16 protein-coding genes are annotated in these 13,418 nt (G+C 73.8%); 7 read left to right on the top strand and 9 right to left on the bottom strand.

Features of this window, described 5'->3' with window-relative positions:
- Nucleotides 1-20: 20 nt before the first annotated feature.
- Nucleotides 21-254 carry a hypothetical protein gene (locus tag E4U91_RS23240; protein ID WP_137308626.1) on the bottom strand — a complete coding sequence of 78 codons (234 nt, stop codon included), beginning with the start codon at nt 252-254 and terminating at the stop codon, nt 21-23.
- A gap of 20 nt (nt 255-274) precedes the next feature.
- Nucleotides 275-1,429 (bottom strand): inorganic phosphate transporter, encoded by a 1,155-nt coding sequence (locus tag E4U91_RS23235; protein WP_137308625.1) that lies wholly within the window; start codon nt 1,427-1,429, stop codon nt 275-277.
- Nucleotides 1,430-1,499: 70 nt separating this feature from the next.
- Between E4U91_RS23235 and E4U91_RS23230 the strand changes: the two genes are divergently transcribed.
- Nucleotides 1,500-2,261, top strand: a complete 762-nt coding sequence (locus E4U91_RS23230; RefSeq protein ID WP_174867854.1) for a VOC family protein — start codon at nt 1,500-1,502, stop codon at nt 2,259-2,261.
- Between the two features lie 226 nt (nt 2,262-2,487).
- Here E4U91_RS23230 and E4U91_RS23225 read toward each other — a convergent pair whose 3' ends face one another.
- From E4U91_RS23225 to E4U91_RS23215, 3 genes are all read right to left on the bottom strand, one after another.
- Nucleotides 2,488-2,823: a DUF952 domain-containing protein gene (locus E4U91_RS23225; RefSeq protein WP_137308624.1), complete on the bottom strand. Its 336-nt coding sequence runs from the start codon at nt 2,821-2,823 to the stop codon at nt 2,488-2,490.
- Between the two features lie 62 nt (nt 2,824-2,885).
- Nucleotides 2,886-3,158, bottom strand: coding sequence for a hypothetical protein (locus tag E4U91_RS23220; RefSeq protein WP_137308623.1), 273 nt, complete (start codon nt 3,156-3,158; stop codon nt 2,886-2,888).
- A gap of 26 nt (nt 3,159-3,184) precedes the next feature.
- The gene (locus E4U91_RS23215) at nt 3,185-3,772 is read right to left on the bottom strand and encodes a dihydrofolate reductase family protein (RefSeq protein ID WP_137308622.1); all 588 of its coding nucleotides are present in this window, start codon (nt 3,770-3,772) and stop codon (nt 3,185-3,187) included.
- Between the two features lie 128 nt (nt 3,773-3,900).
- Here E4U91_RS23215 and E4U91_RS23210 point away from each other — a divergent pair, with 128 nt between their 5' ends.
- Nucleotides 3,901-4,491 carry a TetR/AcrR family transcriptional regulator gene (locus tag E4U91_RS23210; protein ID WP_137308621.1) on the top strand — a complete coding sequence of 197 codons (591 nt, stop codon included), beginning with the start codon at nt 3,901-3,903 and terminating at the stop codon, nt 4,489-4,491.
- 141 nt (nt 4,492-4,632) lie between these two features.
- On the opposite strand, the gene E4U91_RS23205 is transcribed toward E4U91_RS23210, so the two are convergent.
- On the bottom strand, nt 4,633-5,697 hold the full coding sequence (locus E4U91_RS23205) for a family 2 encapsulin nanocompartment cargo protein polyprenyl transferase (RefSeq protein WP_174867853.1): 1,065 nt from the start codon (nt 5,695-5,697) through the stop codon (nt 4,633-4,635).
- Nucleotides 5,698-5,811: 114 nt separating this feature from the next.
- A complete protein-coding gene (locus tag E4U91_RS23200) occupies nt 5,812-7,218 on the bottom strand; it encodes a family 2B encapsulin nanocompartment shell protein (protein WP_137308619.1) in 1,407 nt (468 codons plus the stop codon).
- Nucleotides 7,219-7,553: 335 nt separating this feature from the next.
- Here E4U91_RS23200 and E4U91_RS23195 point away from each other — a divergent pair, with 335 nt between their 5' ends.
- Both E4U91_RS23195 and E4U91_RS23190 read left to right on the top strand, forming a co-directional pair.
- Nucleotides 7,554-8,144 (top strand): N-acetylmuramoyl-L-alanine amidase, encoded by a 591-nt coding sequence (locus E4U91_RS23195; protein ID WP_137308618.1) that lies wholly within the window; start codon nt 7,554-7,556, stop codon nt 8,142-8,144.
- A 66-nt stretch (nt 8,145-8,210) separates the two neighbouring features.
- On the top strand, nt 8,211-9,107 hold the full coding sequence (locus E4U91_RS23190) for a 1-aminocyclopropane-1-carboxylate deaminase/D-cysteine desulfhydrase (RefSeq protein WP_137308617.1): 897 nt from the start codon (nt 8,211-8,213) through the stop codon (nt 9,105-9,107).
- A 29-nt stretch (nt 9,108-9,136) separates the two neighbouring features.
- Here E4U91_RS23190 and E4U91_RS23185 read toward each other — a convergent pair whose 3' ends face one another.
- Nucleotides 9,137-10,735, bottom strand: a complete 1,599-nt coding sequence (locus tag E4U91_RS23185; protein ID WP_137308616.1) for a Na+/H+ antiporter — start codon at nt 10,733-10,735, stop codon at nt 9,137-9,139.
- A gap of 59 nt (nt 10,736-10,794) precedes the next feature.
- Here E4U91_RS23185 and E4U91_RS23180 point away from each other — a divergent pair, with 59 nt between their 5' ends.
- The 3 genes from E4U91_RS23180 to E4U91_RS23170 all read left to right on the top strand — a co-directional run bounded on the left by E4U91_RS23180 (nt 10,795) and on the right by E4U91_RS23170 (nt 12,830).
- Nucleotides 10,795-11,055, top strand: coding sequence for a UBP-type zinc finger domain-containing protein (locus E4U91_RS23180; protein WP_137308615.1), 261 nt, complete (start codon nt 10,795-10,797; stop codon nt 11,053-11,055).
- Nucleotides 11,056-11,313: 258 nt separating this feature from the next.
- On the top strand, nt 11,314-11,730 hold the full coding sequence (locus E4U91_RS23175; protein WP_067236910.1) for an ATP-binding protein: 417 nt from the start codon (nt 11,314-11,316) through the stop codon (nt 11,728-11,730).
- Entirely contained in the window at nt 11,727-12,830 is a 1,104-nt protein-coding gene (locus E4U91_RS23170; RefSeq protein WP_137308614.1) for an RNA polymerase sigma factor SigF, read from the top strand. Before E4U91_RS23175 ends, E4U91_RS23170 begins: the two co-directional genes overlap by 4 nt.
- A gap of 65 nt (nt 12,831-12,895) precedes the next feature.
- Here the strand turns inward: E4U91_RS23170 and E4U91_RS23165 are convergent, their stop codons facing one another.
- Nucleotides 12,896-13,321 (bottom strand): hypothetical protein, encoded by a 426-nt coding sequence (locus E4U91_RS23165; protein ID WP_137310968.1) that lies wholly within the window; start codon nt 13,319-13,321, stop codon nt 12,896-12,898.
- Nucleotides 13,322-13,418: the final 97 nt, after the last annotated feature.

Raw genomic sequence — 13,418 nt, 5'->3', positions numbered from 1 at the left:
CGGGCGCCGGGCCCGGCAGCTCAGTGGAACTGGGGGACGATCAGGTAGATGCCGTACGCCACCACCGCGGCGCACGCGAGGAAGCACAGGGCCGCCTGGGCCCGTCCGAGGGCGGACGAGCCGCCGCCCCCCTGCCGCGCGTCCTCCTCCCGGGACAGGCCCAGGACACCGAGGGCGAAGACGACGACCACCGCGACGGTGACGCCGAGGCTGACCGCGGCCACCTGGCCGAGGGCGCTCCAGTCGAGTTCCATCTCTTCCCGCTCCCCGCGTCTCAGGCGGCCGTGCCGACGTGGGCCGGCGTCGGGTTGCCGATGCGGACCTCGTGGCTGTCGTTGACGTTGGCCGCGTGCACCGGGTTGCGGCGCGAGAGCAGCACCATGCCGGCGGCGAGGGCGGCGCCGACCAGCGCGACGACGGCCGCGCCGGCGTTGCCGCCGTGGGTGACGACGCTCGCGGCGAGACCGCCGACCAGGGCCGCCGACGGCAGCGTGACCAGCCAGGCGACCAGCATCCGGCCGGCGACGCCCCAGCGGACCTCGGCGAGCCGGCGGCCGAGCCCGGCGCCCAGGATGCTGCCGGAGACCACCTGGGTGGTGGACAGGGCGAAGCCCAGGTGGGCGGAGGTGAGGATGACCGTGGTGGACGCCGTCTCGGCGGCGAAGCCCTGCGGCGGCTTGATCTCCGTCAGCCCCTTGCCCATCGTGCGGATGATGCGCCAGCCGCCCAGGTAGGTGCCCAGGCCGATGGAGAGCCCCGCCGCGCCGATGACCCACAGCGGCGGACCGGCGTCGTGGCCGAGCGCACCCGCCGAGATCAGGGTCAGGGTGATGACGCCCATCGTCTTCTGCGCGTCGTTGGTGCCGTGCGCCAGCGAGACCAGCGAGGCGGAGGCGATCTGCCCGTACCGGAAGCCGTCGGCCACCGGCTTGCGGCGGGCCCGTGCCGTGAGCCGGTACGCGCCGTAGGTGGCGACCAGGGCCGCGACGCCCGCCACCAGGGGCGAGACCAGCGCCGGGACGATCACCTTCTCGACCACCTTGTCGACGTGCACCCCGTGGGAACCCGCCCCGACCCAGACCGCCCCGACGAGCCCGCCGAACAGCGCGTGGGACGAACTCGACGGCAGGCCGACCAGCCAGGTCAGCAGGTTCCACAGGATCGCGCCGATCAGCCCCGCGAAGATCATCCCGGGGGTGACCAGGGTGTCGTCCACGATGCCGCCGGAGATGGTCCGGGCCACCTCGGTTGACAGGAAGGCACCGACGACGTTGAGGACCCCGCTGATCAGGACGGCCGTTCTGGGACCGAGCGCACCGGTGGCGATGGAGGTGGCCATCGCGTTCGCCGTGTCGTGGAATCCGTTGGTGAAGTCGAAGGCCAGCGCCGTGACGATGACCACCGCCACCAGGAAGGTGATGTGATCCATCCCCCCAGGCAAGCAGAGCGAGGCCAATGCCGGGCGAAGGGGAGGCGAACCCTCGTGTCATCCTGGGGACGTGACCTCGGCTGAGAGCGCGGACGTGCGCTGGGTGTACGCGTTCGTCGACCGACCCCGCGAGCGGCTCGCGTCCGCCGGTGCCTTCTGGACGGCCGTGACCGGCACGCGGCTGTCCGAACCCCGCGGTGACCACGGGGAGTTCGCCACCCTCCTCACCGACGGCACCGACCCCTGCGTGAAGCTGCAGGGCGTCGACGGCGGTGACGGGGGCGCCCACCTCGACCTCTGCGCCGAGGACGTGCCGGGGCTCGTCGAGCGGGCCCGGGCACTGGGGGCGCGGCCGGTCGCCCCGCACGACGACTGGACCGTCCTCGCCTCACCGGGTGGGCAGTTGTTCTGCGCGGTGCCGTGGCTCGGGGAGGCGGTACGGCCGCCGGTGGTGGCCGGCAGCCGCCTGGACCAGGTCTGCCTGGACGTCCCGCCGTCCGCCTACGACGCCGAAGTCGCCTTCTGGAGCAGCCTGTTGCCCGACTGGACGTCCCGGGCGGGGTCCCGGCCCGAGTTCCACGTGGTCGCGCCGCCCGCCGGACTGCCCGTGCGGCTGCTGCTCCAGCGGCTGGACGCCGAGCGCCCGGCCTCCGCCCACCTGGACCTGGCCTGCGGCGCGGACGTCGCGGGCGTACGGGCCCAGCACGAGCGGCTCGGCGCGGTCCTCGTCGCCGAGCAGCCGCACTGGACCGTGATGCGGGACCCGACGGGCGGCACCTACTGCCTGACCGGCCGCGACCCGGAGACCGGCGGCCTGCCGGCCGCCTCCTAGGGGGTGTCTTGTCGATCAGGCTGGATCAGGGAGCGGCGTCTGGTGCCGTGCATCGCAAGGCGGAGGAGGGCGGCGATGCGGAGCGGTGGGGGCCCCTCCCGCTCGAGCGGAGCCGAGAGCGGGGGAAACCGACGACAACGCGGCGAGGTGCGGTGCCAGACGCCGCGAGCCCGGCGTGATCGGCAAGACACTCCCTAGGGCCGGCCCGGCGGGGGTGCGCCCGCGGTCAGTGCCAGTCCTCCACCTCGACCACGGCGCCGACCGGGATCGGCCCGTAGACGTGCGGGAACTCCTCACCACCCGGCTCCACGGCCTCGTACACCAGCGGGACGTCCAGCCGGGCCGGGTCGACGACCAGCACCACCAGGTCGTCGGGCGCGTCCGGGGCGCCGTACAGGAAGGCGGCGACGCGCGGGAGCTGGGCGCGGGTGGAGCAGTGGATGAAGCCCTCCTCCTCCAGGGTGCGGCCCCGGGTGGACCACGTGTAGTCGCCCCGGTCGCGGGCCGCCTCCCAGAGCCGGCGCTCGGTGATGTGCAGGACGGGGGGCTCTTCGCTGGTCATGGGCGCACGCTACCGCGCGGGACGCGCACCGGGCGCCCGGGGCGGAACGGCACCGCGGCCGGTCAGGACCGCCCCGCCGCCTCCCCGTACGCCTCGGGCTCCACGGGCGGGTCCGGCTCCTCGGCACCCACGGGCCTGCGCTCCGGCTCGGTGTGCGGGGTGTGCGTGGCGTGCGGGGCGTCCTCGCCGTCCTCCGCCCGGTACGCCTCGCACCCGGGGTTGCGACACGGGCCGGGACCCCAGCGCGGCACCCAGGCGCCGAGGGTCTTGTACCGCCGCACGACCGTCTCGACGGACTGTCCGCAGGCCGGACAGACGCGCTCTTCCCTGTCCATGGCCCCAGCGTAGGACGGCCCGCGCCTCAGCGCTTCCTGCGGTACGTCCGCACCAGCGCGCCGTTGCCGAACGTGCGCACCCCGTCCAGCGCGAACGCGGTGGCGTCGACGCCGGACGTGCCGAACATCGGCATCCCGCGGCCGTAGACCAGGGGGTACGTCTTGATGACCAACTCGTCCACCTCGCCGAGCAGTTCACCGGCGAGCCGGGAACCGCCGCAGAGGTAGATGCCCAGGGCGCCCTCCTCCGCCTTCAGCGCGCGGACCGTGCCGACCACGTCGTCCGCGACGACTTCCACGGCCGGGTCGGGCGAGACGCCCAGCGTGCGGGAGGCGACGTACTGGCGGAGGTGGGCGTAGGGGCTGGTGATCCCCTCCTTCAGCCCGACCTCGTAGCTGCCGCGTCCCTGGATGACCGTGTCGAACCGCTCGTTCGGCCGGTCGTCGATGCCGAAGGCCCGCCGGGCGGCGGTGGGCAGGGTGTCCGGCGCCTCCGTGCGCAGGTACTGCAGGAACTCCTCGTCGAGGAAGGACATCATCGCCGTGGCGTCACCGTCGGGGTCACCGATGAACCCGTCGAGCGAACAGGCGACGAAGTAGGTGAGCTTTCGCAAGCGGATCTCGTTTCGTAGGCCGCACCCACAACCACTGCGGTTGTAGTGCTTCAGTTATAGTACTTCAGATGTAGTGGTGGCAAGGGCTGGGACGATGTTCCCCGCACGCACGAGATGAGGGGTGCCGCATGGCGGGCAATCCGGAGCGCAGGGCGGCCTTGGTGGACGCCGGGATCACGGTGCTCGCGCAGGAAGGGGCGCGCGGGCTGACGTTCCGCGCGGTGGACACGGCGGGCGGGGTGCCGGTCGGCACGGCCTCCAACTACTTCGCCTCGCGCGACGACCTGCTGCGCCAGATCGACGCCCGCCTGCACGCACGGCTCGCGCCGGACCCCGACGTGCTCGGGGAGCTGATGACCAGGCCCCGGGACCGCTCCCTGGTCACCGCGCTGATGCGGGACCTGATGTCCCGGGTGGTGCGGGACCGCACCGGCTACCTCGCCCTGCTGGAGATGCGCCTGGAGGCCACCCGACGCCCCGAACTGCGGACCTCGTTCACCGCGTCGGTGCGCGGGGAGGTGGACTTCGGCATCGCCTTCCACCGTGACGCGGGGCTGCCCGGCGGCGACGGCACGGTCGTCGTCCTCTACCTGGCCATGCTGGGGCTGATCCTGGAGCACCTGACCCTGCCGGGGGTGCTCGACGGGGTACTGCCCGGGGTGGAGGTGCCCGAGGGGTTGGTGGAGCGGATCGTGGCGACGGTGGTGCCGGAGGGCTGAGGTCCAGGACCCGCAAGCAGGGCTGAGCCCGGTGAGCCCCGCGACCGATGGGGATGCGCGGGACCCGCCGGTCCGGGTTCCCGGTGGCCGTGCGGTGTCAGGGCCGCACCGCACCGGAGGCCCGGGGTCGGGTGCCGGGCGTCAGACGCTGCGCCGGGTCACGAACTCCGCGAGGGCCAGCAGGCCGCCCGCCGTCTCCGGCTCCGGGATCGCCCGGGTCAGCTCGTACACCGCGCGGGCCATGCGGTCGGCGGCCTGGGCCTGCGCCCAGTCGCGGCCCCCCGCCCGCTCGACGGCCAGCACCGTGCGCTCCAGGTCCGCGGCCGCGTACGGCCGGGCGTACAGCTCGGCGAGTTCGGCCGCCGCCGGGGTGCCGGAGGTCAGCGCGGCCACCACTGGCAGGGACTTCTTGCGGACGGCGAGGTCGGCGCCGGCCGGCTTGCCCGTGTGCCGGGGGTCGCCCCATATGCCGATCACGTCGTCGATGAGCTGGAAGGCGAGCCCCGCTTCACGGCCGAACGCGTCCAGCGCGTCCACGTCCCCGGGCGCCGCCCCCGCGTACAGCGCGCCCACGGCGCAGGCGCAGCCCAGCAGCGCGCCGGTCTTGGCCTCGGCCAGGGTGAGCACCTCGTCGAGGGTGACCTCGCCGGGGTGGCGCTGCTCCAGGGCGGTGTCGACCTGCTGGCCCTCGCACAGCTCGACCACGCAGGCCGCGAGCCGTGCGACGGCCGCCGCGGACGCCGGGTGCGGATCGGCGGCGAGCAGTCCGAGGGCCCGGGCGTGCAGGGCGTCGCCGGCCAGGATCGCGTCGGGGACGCCGAACACCGTCCAGGCGGTGGGCCGGTGTCTGCGGGTGGTGTCCCGGTCCATCACGTCGTCGTGCAACAGCGTGAAGTTGTGCACGAGTTCGACCGCCGCGGCCGCCCGCGCGGCCGCCGCACGGGCCGCGGGACCGCCGAGCGCGGCCGCCGCGGTGAGGACCAGCGCGGGCCGGACGGCCTTGCCGGCGTTTCCCGTCGCCACGGTGCCGTCCGCGTGCTCCCAGCCGAAGTGGTAGCGCGCGACCCTGCGCATCCCGGTGGGCAGCGCGTCGAGCGCCGCGCGCAGCTCCGGGTCGACCGCGGTCCGGGCGCCGACCAGGATCGCGGTGGCTTCCTGTCCGTCCCAGGGGCTCGTCGGTCTGCTCTCCGAGACGAAGTCGGTCACGTGGTCTCCCTCGCAGGGTCCGCGGGCGGTGGCGCGGGCGGCGCCGGGGTACGGCACGGGCACCCGCGGTGCCCCCGCCCGGGGGGCGGGAGCGGGGCGCGCGGGCCGCGGGGGTCAGCGCCAGCGGCCCACCTCGACGTTCTCCAGGACGCCGAGGGCGTCCGGGACCAGGACGGCGGCCGAGTAGTACGCCGTGACCAGGTAGTTGATGACGGCCTGTTCGTTGATGCCCATGAACCGCACCGACAGGCTCGGCTCGATCTCGTCCGGGATGCCGGACTGCCGCAGGCCGATGACGCCCTGGTCCTGCTCGCCGAGGCGCATCGCGATGATCGAGGTGGTCCGGGCCTCGGTGACCGGGATCTTGTTGCACGGGTAGAGGGGCACGCCGCGCCAGGTCGGGATCCGGTTGCCGCCGACGTCGATGGTCTCCGGGACCAGTCCGCGCTTGTTGAGCTCGCGGCCGAACGCGGCGATCGCGCGCGGGTGGGCGAGGAAGAGCTTGGTGCCGCGCCGGCGGCTGAGCAGCTCGTCCATGTCGTCGGGGCTGGGCACGCCGTCGTGCGGCTGGATCCGCTGGTCGTACTCGCAGTTGTGCAGCAGGCCGAACTCGCGGTTGTTGACCAGCTCGTGCTCCTGGCGCTCCTTCAGCGCCTCGACCGTGAGCCGCAGCTGCTGCTCGGTCTGGTTCATCGGCTGGTTGTAGAGGTCGGCCACCCGCGTGTGGATGCGCAGCACGGTCTGGGCGATGCTCAGCTCGTACTCGCGCGGCCGGGCCTCGTAGTCCACGAAGGTATGCGGGAGATCGGGCTCGCCGGAGTGGCCGGAGGCGAGGGCGACCTCCTTCTCGCCGTGGCGGTTGGTGCGCTGCTCCGGGATCGAGCGCTGCCGCTGGACGTGCTCCCGCAGCGAGTCCGCGCGCTCCTGGACCTGTTCGAAGTCGCTGCGGGACAGGGTGAGCACGGTGCAGGCGGTGGCCGCGCGGGCGGTGTACTCCCAGATGGCGTCGGCGTCGAGGAGCGCCTGGTCGCCGAAGTGGGCGCCGTCGGCGAGGACGCCGAGCACCTGGTCGTCGCCGTAGGGGCCGGTGCCGACCTTCTCGACCCGGCCGTGGGCCAGCAGGTACACCTCGTCGGTCGGGCTGCCGAAGGAGGCGATGACCTCGCCGGGGCCGACCTCCCGCTGCCGGCAGCGCTGGGCGAGCTCGCCGAGGACGTCGATGTCGTCGTAGGAACGCAGCGCGGGGAGTTCGCCCAGCTCCGCGGGGATCACCTCGACGCGGTCCCCGGTCTTCACGAAGGTGATGCGGCCGTCGCCGACCGCGTACGTCAGGCGCCGGTTCACCCGGTAGGCGCCGCCGTGGACGTCGACCCAGGGCAGCATCCGCAGCAGCCAGCGGGAGCTGATCTCCTGCATCTGCGGTACGGACTTGGTGGTGGTGGCCAGGTTCCGCGCGGCCGCGGTGCCGAGGCTCTGCTGCGGCCTGCCCTGCTCCGTGCGGACCTCTTCGCCTACCGACATAGAGAACTGCCCTCCCGTGACGCACCTTCGCACCGGGGCCGTGCTGCGCCCGGTATCGATCTCCCCCTCAGCGTTCCAGCACGCACGGTGCCGGTGCTATTACACGAAAGAGCGGGGTTGGGCCGTCCGCCGACTGGGAAGACAGGAGGACCCGCCCTCTCCGCGGGCCCTTCCCCGGGCCGCTGGAACCCCCTCCGGCCTGCACGGATGCCGAGACTGTCCGTATCGGACCGGACCTGACCGAGCGAGGTGCCCGCCCCGGGCCGTCTCCGGTAGAAGCGCTACCAGGCGGCCGCGTCCCGCGGCCGCCGTGGGAACGGCACGAAGGAGGCGGCATGGCCACTCCCCTGTCCGCGGACGACTTCCTGCACCGGCTGAGGGCCGAGGGTGTCGACGTCGTCGAGGTCGGCGACTGGCGACACCACAACCGCAACCACAAGGGCCCCTGGGGGCCCGTCCACGGCGTGATGATCCACCACACGGTGACCCACGGATCCGCGCGGACGGTGGGGCTGTGCCGCACCGGGTACGACGACCTGCCGGGGCCACTGTGCCACGGCGTGATCACCAAGGACGGCACCGTCCACCTCGTCGGCCACGGCCGCGCCAACCACGCCGGGCTCGGCGACGACGACGTCCTGCGCGCGGTGATCGCGGAGAGGGGGCTGCCGCCGGACAACGAGGCGAACACCGACGGCAACCGCTACTTCTACGGCTTCGAGTGCGAGAACCTCGGCGACGGCGAGGACCCCTGGCCGCCGGCGCAGCTGGAGGCGGTCGAGCGGGCCGCGGCGGCGGTGTGCCGCCACCACGGCTGGACGGAGCGGTCGGTCATCGGCCACCGGGAGTGGCAGCCCGGCAAGGTGGACCCGCGGGGCTTCTCCATGACGTGGCTGCGCGAGCGGATCCGGGCCCGGCTGAAGTGACGCGGCCGGGACGGGGGACGCCCGTGGCCCGTCCCCGCCCCCGCGAGGGCGCGCCACAATGGGTGCGTGACCAGCGTCGACTCCCTCGCCCCGCGGCTGCCGTCCCCCTTGGAGGAGGTGGCCGACGAGCGGTTCGCGCGGCGCGGGGTGCGGCTGCTGCTGAAGCGGGACGACCTGATCCACCCGGACCTCGTCGGCAACAAGTGGCGCAAGCTCGTCCCCAACCTGCGGGCCGCGGCGGGCCGCCCGCTGCTCACCTTCGGCGGCGCCTACTCCAACCACCTGCGGGCCACCGCCGCCGCGGGCCGCCTCCTCGGGCTGCCCACGGTGGGGGTGGTGCGCGGCGAGGAGCTGGCCGGCCGTCCCCTCAACCCCTCCCTGGCCCGCTGCGCGGCCGACGGCATGCGGCTGCACTTCGTCGACAGGTCGACGTATCGCCACAAGCACGAGCCGGACGCGCTCGCCGCGATCCTGCGCTCGGCGAATGCCGGGGACGCCCACGTGATCCCGGAGGGCGGCAGCAACGCGGCGGCGGTGCGCGGCTGCACCGCGCTCGGTGAGGAACTGCGCGACCACGCCGACGTGGCCGCCGTCGCCTGCGGCACGGGCGGCACGCTGGCCGGACTCGCGGCCGGCCTCGGCCCCGGCCGGCGGGCGCTCGGCATCCCGGTCCTCAAGGGCGGCTTCCTCGCAGGGGAGATACGGGCGCTGCAGGCCGACGCATTCGGCGGTCCGCGCGGCGCGTGGAGCCTGGACGAGCGCTTCCACTGCGGCGGTTACGCGCGCACCACGCCCGCGCTCGCGTCGTTCGCCGCGGACTTCGGCCGGCGCCACGGCCTGCCCGTCGAGCCCGTCTACGTCGCCAAGCTGCTGTACGCCCTGCTGGTCCTCACCGAGGAGGGCGCCTTCGCCCCCGGCACGACGGTGGCGGCCGTGGTCACCGGGGCGCCCTTCACCGGCTGAGCGACGGCGCCGTCACCGCACGGGCCGGGCTACGTCGTCTCGCGGTACGCCGCCGCCTCCTCCAGGTCCAGCCTGCGCAGCAACGTGCGCAGCATCTCGTCGTCGATGTAGCGGCCGTCGCGCAGGCGGACGAAGACCGCGCGCTCGGCGCTGATCATCTCCCGGGACAGGCGGCGGTAGGTGTCGTCGACCGTCTCGCCGGTGACCGGGTTGGTCTGCCCGAGGCGCTCCCATACGGCGTTGCGGCGGCGCTCCAGGACCGTGCGCAGCCGGTCGGCGAGCGGGGGCGGCAGGGCGTTGCGCTCGTCGGACAGGAGTTCGCCGAGGTGCTGTTCGGCGGCCAGGGACGCCTGGGCCTGGGCGTTGGCCTCGGCGAGGGTCTCGGCCTGCCGGTCGCGGCCGGGGAACTTCAGCAGGTGGATCAGCGGGATCAGGGTCAGCCCCTGCACCACCAGGGTGCCGATCACGGTGGTGAAGGTCAGGAACAGGATGAGGTTGCGGTGCGGGAAGGCGCCCTCGCCGTGGTCCACGGTCAGCGGGATGGAGAAGGCGATGGCCAGCGACACCACGCCCCGCATGCCGGCCCATGAGATGACGACCGGTGCCCGCCAGGTCGGGTTCTCCTCGCGCGCGCGGATGCGTGCCGACAGCAGCCGGGGCAGGAAGGTGGCCGGGTACACCCAGGCGAAGCGCACCGCGACGACGACCAGGAACAGCACGACCGCGTACCAGGCGGCGTCCAGGCCCTCGTAGGCGCCGAGGCCCCGCAGGACGACCGGCAGCTGCAGGCCGATCAGGGCGAAGACCGCCGACTCCAGGACGAAGGCGACCATCTTCCACACGGCCTCCTCCTGCAGGCGCGTGGCGAAGTCGACCTCCCACGCGCGGTGGCCGAGGTAGAGCGCGACGACGACCACGGCGAGCACCCCGGAGGCGTGGAACTGCTCGGCGGTCGCATAGGCGACGAACGGGATGAGCAGCGAGAGGGTGTTCTGCATCAGCGCCTCGCGCAGGTGCGTGCGCAGCCAGTGCAGCGGTGCCATGAGGACCAGGCCCACGGCCACGCCGCCGACTGCGGCGATCAGGAACTCCTCGATGCCGCCCGCCCAGGACGCCCCCTCCCCCACCGCGGCAGCGACGGCCACCTTGTACGCGGTGATCGCGGTGGCGTCGTTCAGCAGGGACTCGCCCTGGAGGATCGTGGTGATCCGCGACGGCAGCCCGACCCGGCGGGCCACCGCCGTCGCCGCGACCGCGTCGGGCGGCGCCACCACGGCGCCCAGCACCAGTGCCGCGGTCAGCGGCAGCCCCGGCACGATCAGGTAGGCCGCCGCGCCGACGACGAGGGTGGCGAACAGCACGTACCCGACGGACAGCAGGGCCACCGGCCGGGTCTGGGCGCGCAGGTCGAGGTAGGAGCTGTCGACGGCCGACGTGTACAGCAGGGGCGGCAGCAGCAGCGGCAGCACGACCTCGGGGTCGAGGGTGTAGTCGGGCACTCCGGGCAGGTACGACACCGCCAGTCCGACCGCGACCAGCAGCAGGGGCGCCGGCACCGGGGTGCGCCGGGCCCCGGCGGCGATCGCCGCGCTCGCCGCCACCAGCAGAAGCAGTGGCATCACGTCCATGTCCAGCCCACCCTCGTTTTCCGCGCGGTCCTCCGCACGACCGTCGTAATCTGGCAATCATGAAACAGTGCACGCACATCGACGCGCTGCCGCACCCCGAGCCCGCACCGCTGAGCGAGACGTGCCCGGAGTGCCTGCGGGACGGTACCCACCCGGTGCAGTTGCGGCTGTGTCTGACGTGCGGGCACGTCGGATGCTGCGACTCCTCGCCCAACCGGCACGCCACCGGGCACCACGCCGAGACCGGCCACCCGGTGATGCGGACCTTCGAGCCCGGGGAGAGCTGGCGCTGGTGCTTCGAGGACCACGTCCTCGTGTGAGCGGAAGCGGCCGCACCGGGTACGGTTCGAGCGTCTGACGCCTGGGTACGTCAACCCGGCGCGCGCCATTCCCATTTGGGCCCGCAGACCCCCTAGACACGGAGCGTGTCCACAGCTTTACTGTGAGTGACACCAAGGGGTCGGGGTCCCGGGGACAGTACGGTCGGGAGCGCGATAGCGTCACGGCTGTACCACACTTCGCGTTACCCGGGGGGCGACCCCCGGCCCCGAACAGCTTGTACCACCTTGGAGGTGAGGGTGTCCCAGATCGCAGGCGAGCCCGTGGCGAACCAGGACTTCGTGGAAGTCCGGCTGCCGGCTGCGGGTGCCTACCTGTCGGTGCTGCGGACGGCCACGGCCGGCCTCGCGGCCCGTTTGGACTTCACCCTGGACGAGATCGAGGACCTGCGCATCGCGGTGGACGAGGCCTGCGCGATCCTGCTCCAGCAGGCCGTGCCCGGCTCGGTGCTCAGTTGTGTGTTCCGGCTCGTGGACGACTCGCTCGAGGTCACCGTCTCGGCCCCGACCACGGACGGGCACGCCCCTTCGCGCGACACCTTCGCCTGGACGGTGCTGTCGGCCCTCGCCGGCAAGGTGTCGTCGGCCGTCGACGAGGACCGGACCGTGTCGATCAGCCTGTACAAACAGCGCGGCGCCGGACCCGGCCCGGCGTGAGGGACGGGGACGGTCCGGTGCGGGACGAGGAGCGCGGCACACGGGAGCTGCCGGCCGCGGAGGAGACGGTCCCTCCGGGCGGTTCCCGACGCATGGCGGACGGCATCGACGGCATCCCCGAGCAGGCCCGGCCGCATCCGGAGGACACCTCCGCGCAGGCCGGAACCCCGGACCCGGACGCGCGGCACGAACGGCGGGGTGCCGTGCGGGCCGCGCCCCGGGACGGAGCAGACGGGGACGCCCCCGGCCGGTCGGGGGCGACGGCTCGACAGAGGGCGACGGGCGGGACGATGAGCGAGCACGAGCGAGACGACGAACCGGTGGTGCCGGGCACCCGGCACGAGCCTCACGATCGCAGCGGGGCGCGGGCACTGTTCGTCGAGCTGCGCGCGCTGAAGGAGGGCAGCGCGGAGTACGCGGAGCTGCGCAACCAGCTGGTCCGCATGCACCTGCCGCTCGTGGAGCACCTCGCGCGCCGCTTCCGCAACCGCGGTGAGCCGCTGGACGACCTCACCCAGGTCGCCACCATCGGCCTGATCAAGTCGGTCGACCGCTTCGACCCGGACCGCGGGGTGGAGTTCTCCACGTACGCGACCCCGACGGTCGTGGGCGAGATCAAGCGCCACTTCCGCGACAAGGGCTGGGCGGTCCGCGTGCCGCGGCGCCTCCAGGAGCTGCGGTTGGCGCTGACCACGGCCACCGCCGAGCTGTCCCAGCTGCACGGCCGCTCCCCGACCGTGCACGAGCTCGCCGAGAAGCTGGCCATCTCGGAGGAGGAGGTCCTGGAGGGCCTGGAGTCGGCGAACGCCTACTCCACGCTGTCGCTGGACGTCCCCGACACCGACGACGAGTCCCCCGCGGTCGCCGACACCCTCGGCGCGGAGGACGAGGCGCTGGAGGGCGTGGAGTACCGGGAGTCGCTCAAGCCGCTTCTGGAGGACCTGCCCCCGCGCGAGAAGCGGATCCTGCTGCTGCGCTTCTTCGGCAACATGACCCAGTCGCAGATCGCGCAGGAGGTCGGCATCTCGCAGATGCACGTCTCCCGGCTGCTGGCCCGCACGCTGGCCCAGCTGCGGGAGAAGCTGCTGGTGGAGGAGTAGGTCCCCCGCCCGGCAGCCGGGCGGGAGGGTGTCCGGGCCGGCCGGTGGGCCGGCCCTCGCGCGGCCTACTTGCGGCCCGCGCTCCTCTGCTGTCCGGCCGGCGGCTCCTCGTCCTGCGCCCGGCCCGGCCCCCGGATCCCCAGGGCCCGGGTCGTCTCGCGGTTGATGAGCAGGACCAGCGCCGCGATCGCCACCACCCCGAGGACGATGCCGGCCGGGATGGCCACGCTGTCGGCCTGGAGCAGGTTGTAGGCGACGGGCAACGCCATGATCTGGGTGATGACGGCCGGCCCCCGGCTCCAGCTGCGCAGGGCCAGCAGGCCCCGCGCGGCGAGCAGCGGCAGCAGCGCCAGCACGACGAGGGTGATGCCCCCGGTGACGGCCTGCTGCCGGTCGTCCGAGTTACCGGCGACGCCGAGCACCAGCATCCACAGCCCGGCGACGACCAGCGCCAGCCCTTCCAGGGCGACGAGCGCGGCGGCGTACGTCAGGCGGCGCGGGCGCTCTCCCGCGACGGGCGCGGTGGGCTCGGCGGGCGCGGTCCCGGGGGTCTGCGCGGGCGGGCCGGACCGCGCGGCGCGGCCGGTG

Source organism: Streptomyces lasalocidi, from assembly GCF_005280215.1.
Classification (GTDB): domain Bacteria; phylum Actinomycetota; class Actinomycetes; order Streptomycetales; family Streptomycetaceae; genus Streptomyces; species Streptomyces longwoodensis.
Note: the sequence above shows the minus strand (reverse complement) of the source record. Positions and strands in the feature narration are given on the sequence as shown.

What these genes read in the sequence shown, in the direction of transcription:
- E4U91_RS23240 (WP_137308626.1), bottom strand. Translation starts at nt 254, where the DNA reads ATGGAACTCGACTGGAGCGCCCTCGGCCAGGTGGCCGCGGTCAGCCTC.
- E4U91_RS23235 (WP_137308625.1), bottom strand. Translation starts at nt 1,429, where the DNA reads ATGGATCACATCACCTTCCTGGTGGCGGTGGTCATCGTCACGGCGCTG.
- E4U91_RS23225 (WP_137308624.1), bottom strand. Translation starts at nt 2,823, where the DNA reads ATGACCAGCGAAGAGCCCCCCGTCCTGCACATCACCGAGCGCCGGCTC.
- E4U91_RS23220 (WP_137308623.1), bottom strand. Translation starts at nt 3,158, where the DNA reads ATGGACAGGGAAGAGCGCGTCTGTCCGGCCTGCGGACAGTCCGTCGAG.
- E4U91_RS23210 (WP_137308621.1), top strand. Translation starts at nt 3,901, where the DNA reads ATGGCGGGCAATCCGGAGCGCAGGGCGGCCTTGGTGGACGCCGGGATC.
- E4U91_RS23200 (WP_137308619.1), bottom strand. Translation starts at nt 7,218, where the DNA reads ATGTCGGTAGGCGAAGAGGTCCGCACGGAGCAGGGCAGGCCGCAGCAG.
- E4U91_RS23195 (WP_137308618.1), top strand. Translation starts at nt 7,554, where the DNA reads ATGGCCACTCCCCTGTCCGCGGACGACTTCCTGCACCGGCTGAGGGCC.
- E4U91_RS23185 (WP_137308616.1), bottom strand. Translation starts at nt 10,735, where the DNA reads ATGGACGTGATGCCACTGCTTCTGCTGGTGGCGGCGAGCGCGGCGATC.
- E4U91_RS23180 (WP_137308615.1), top strand. Translation starts at nt 10,795, where the DNA reads ATGAAACAGTGCACGCACATCGACGCGCTGCCGCACCCCGAGCCCGCA.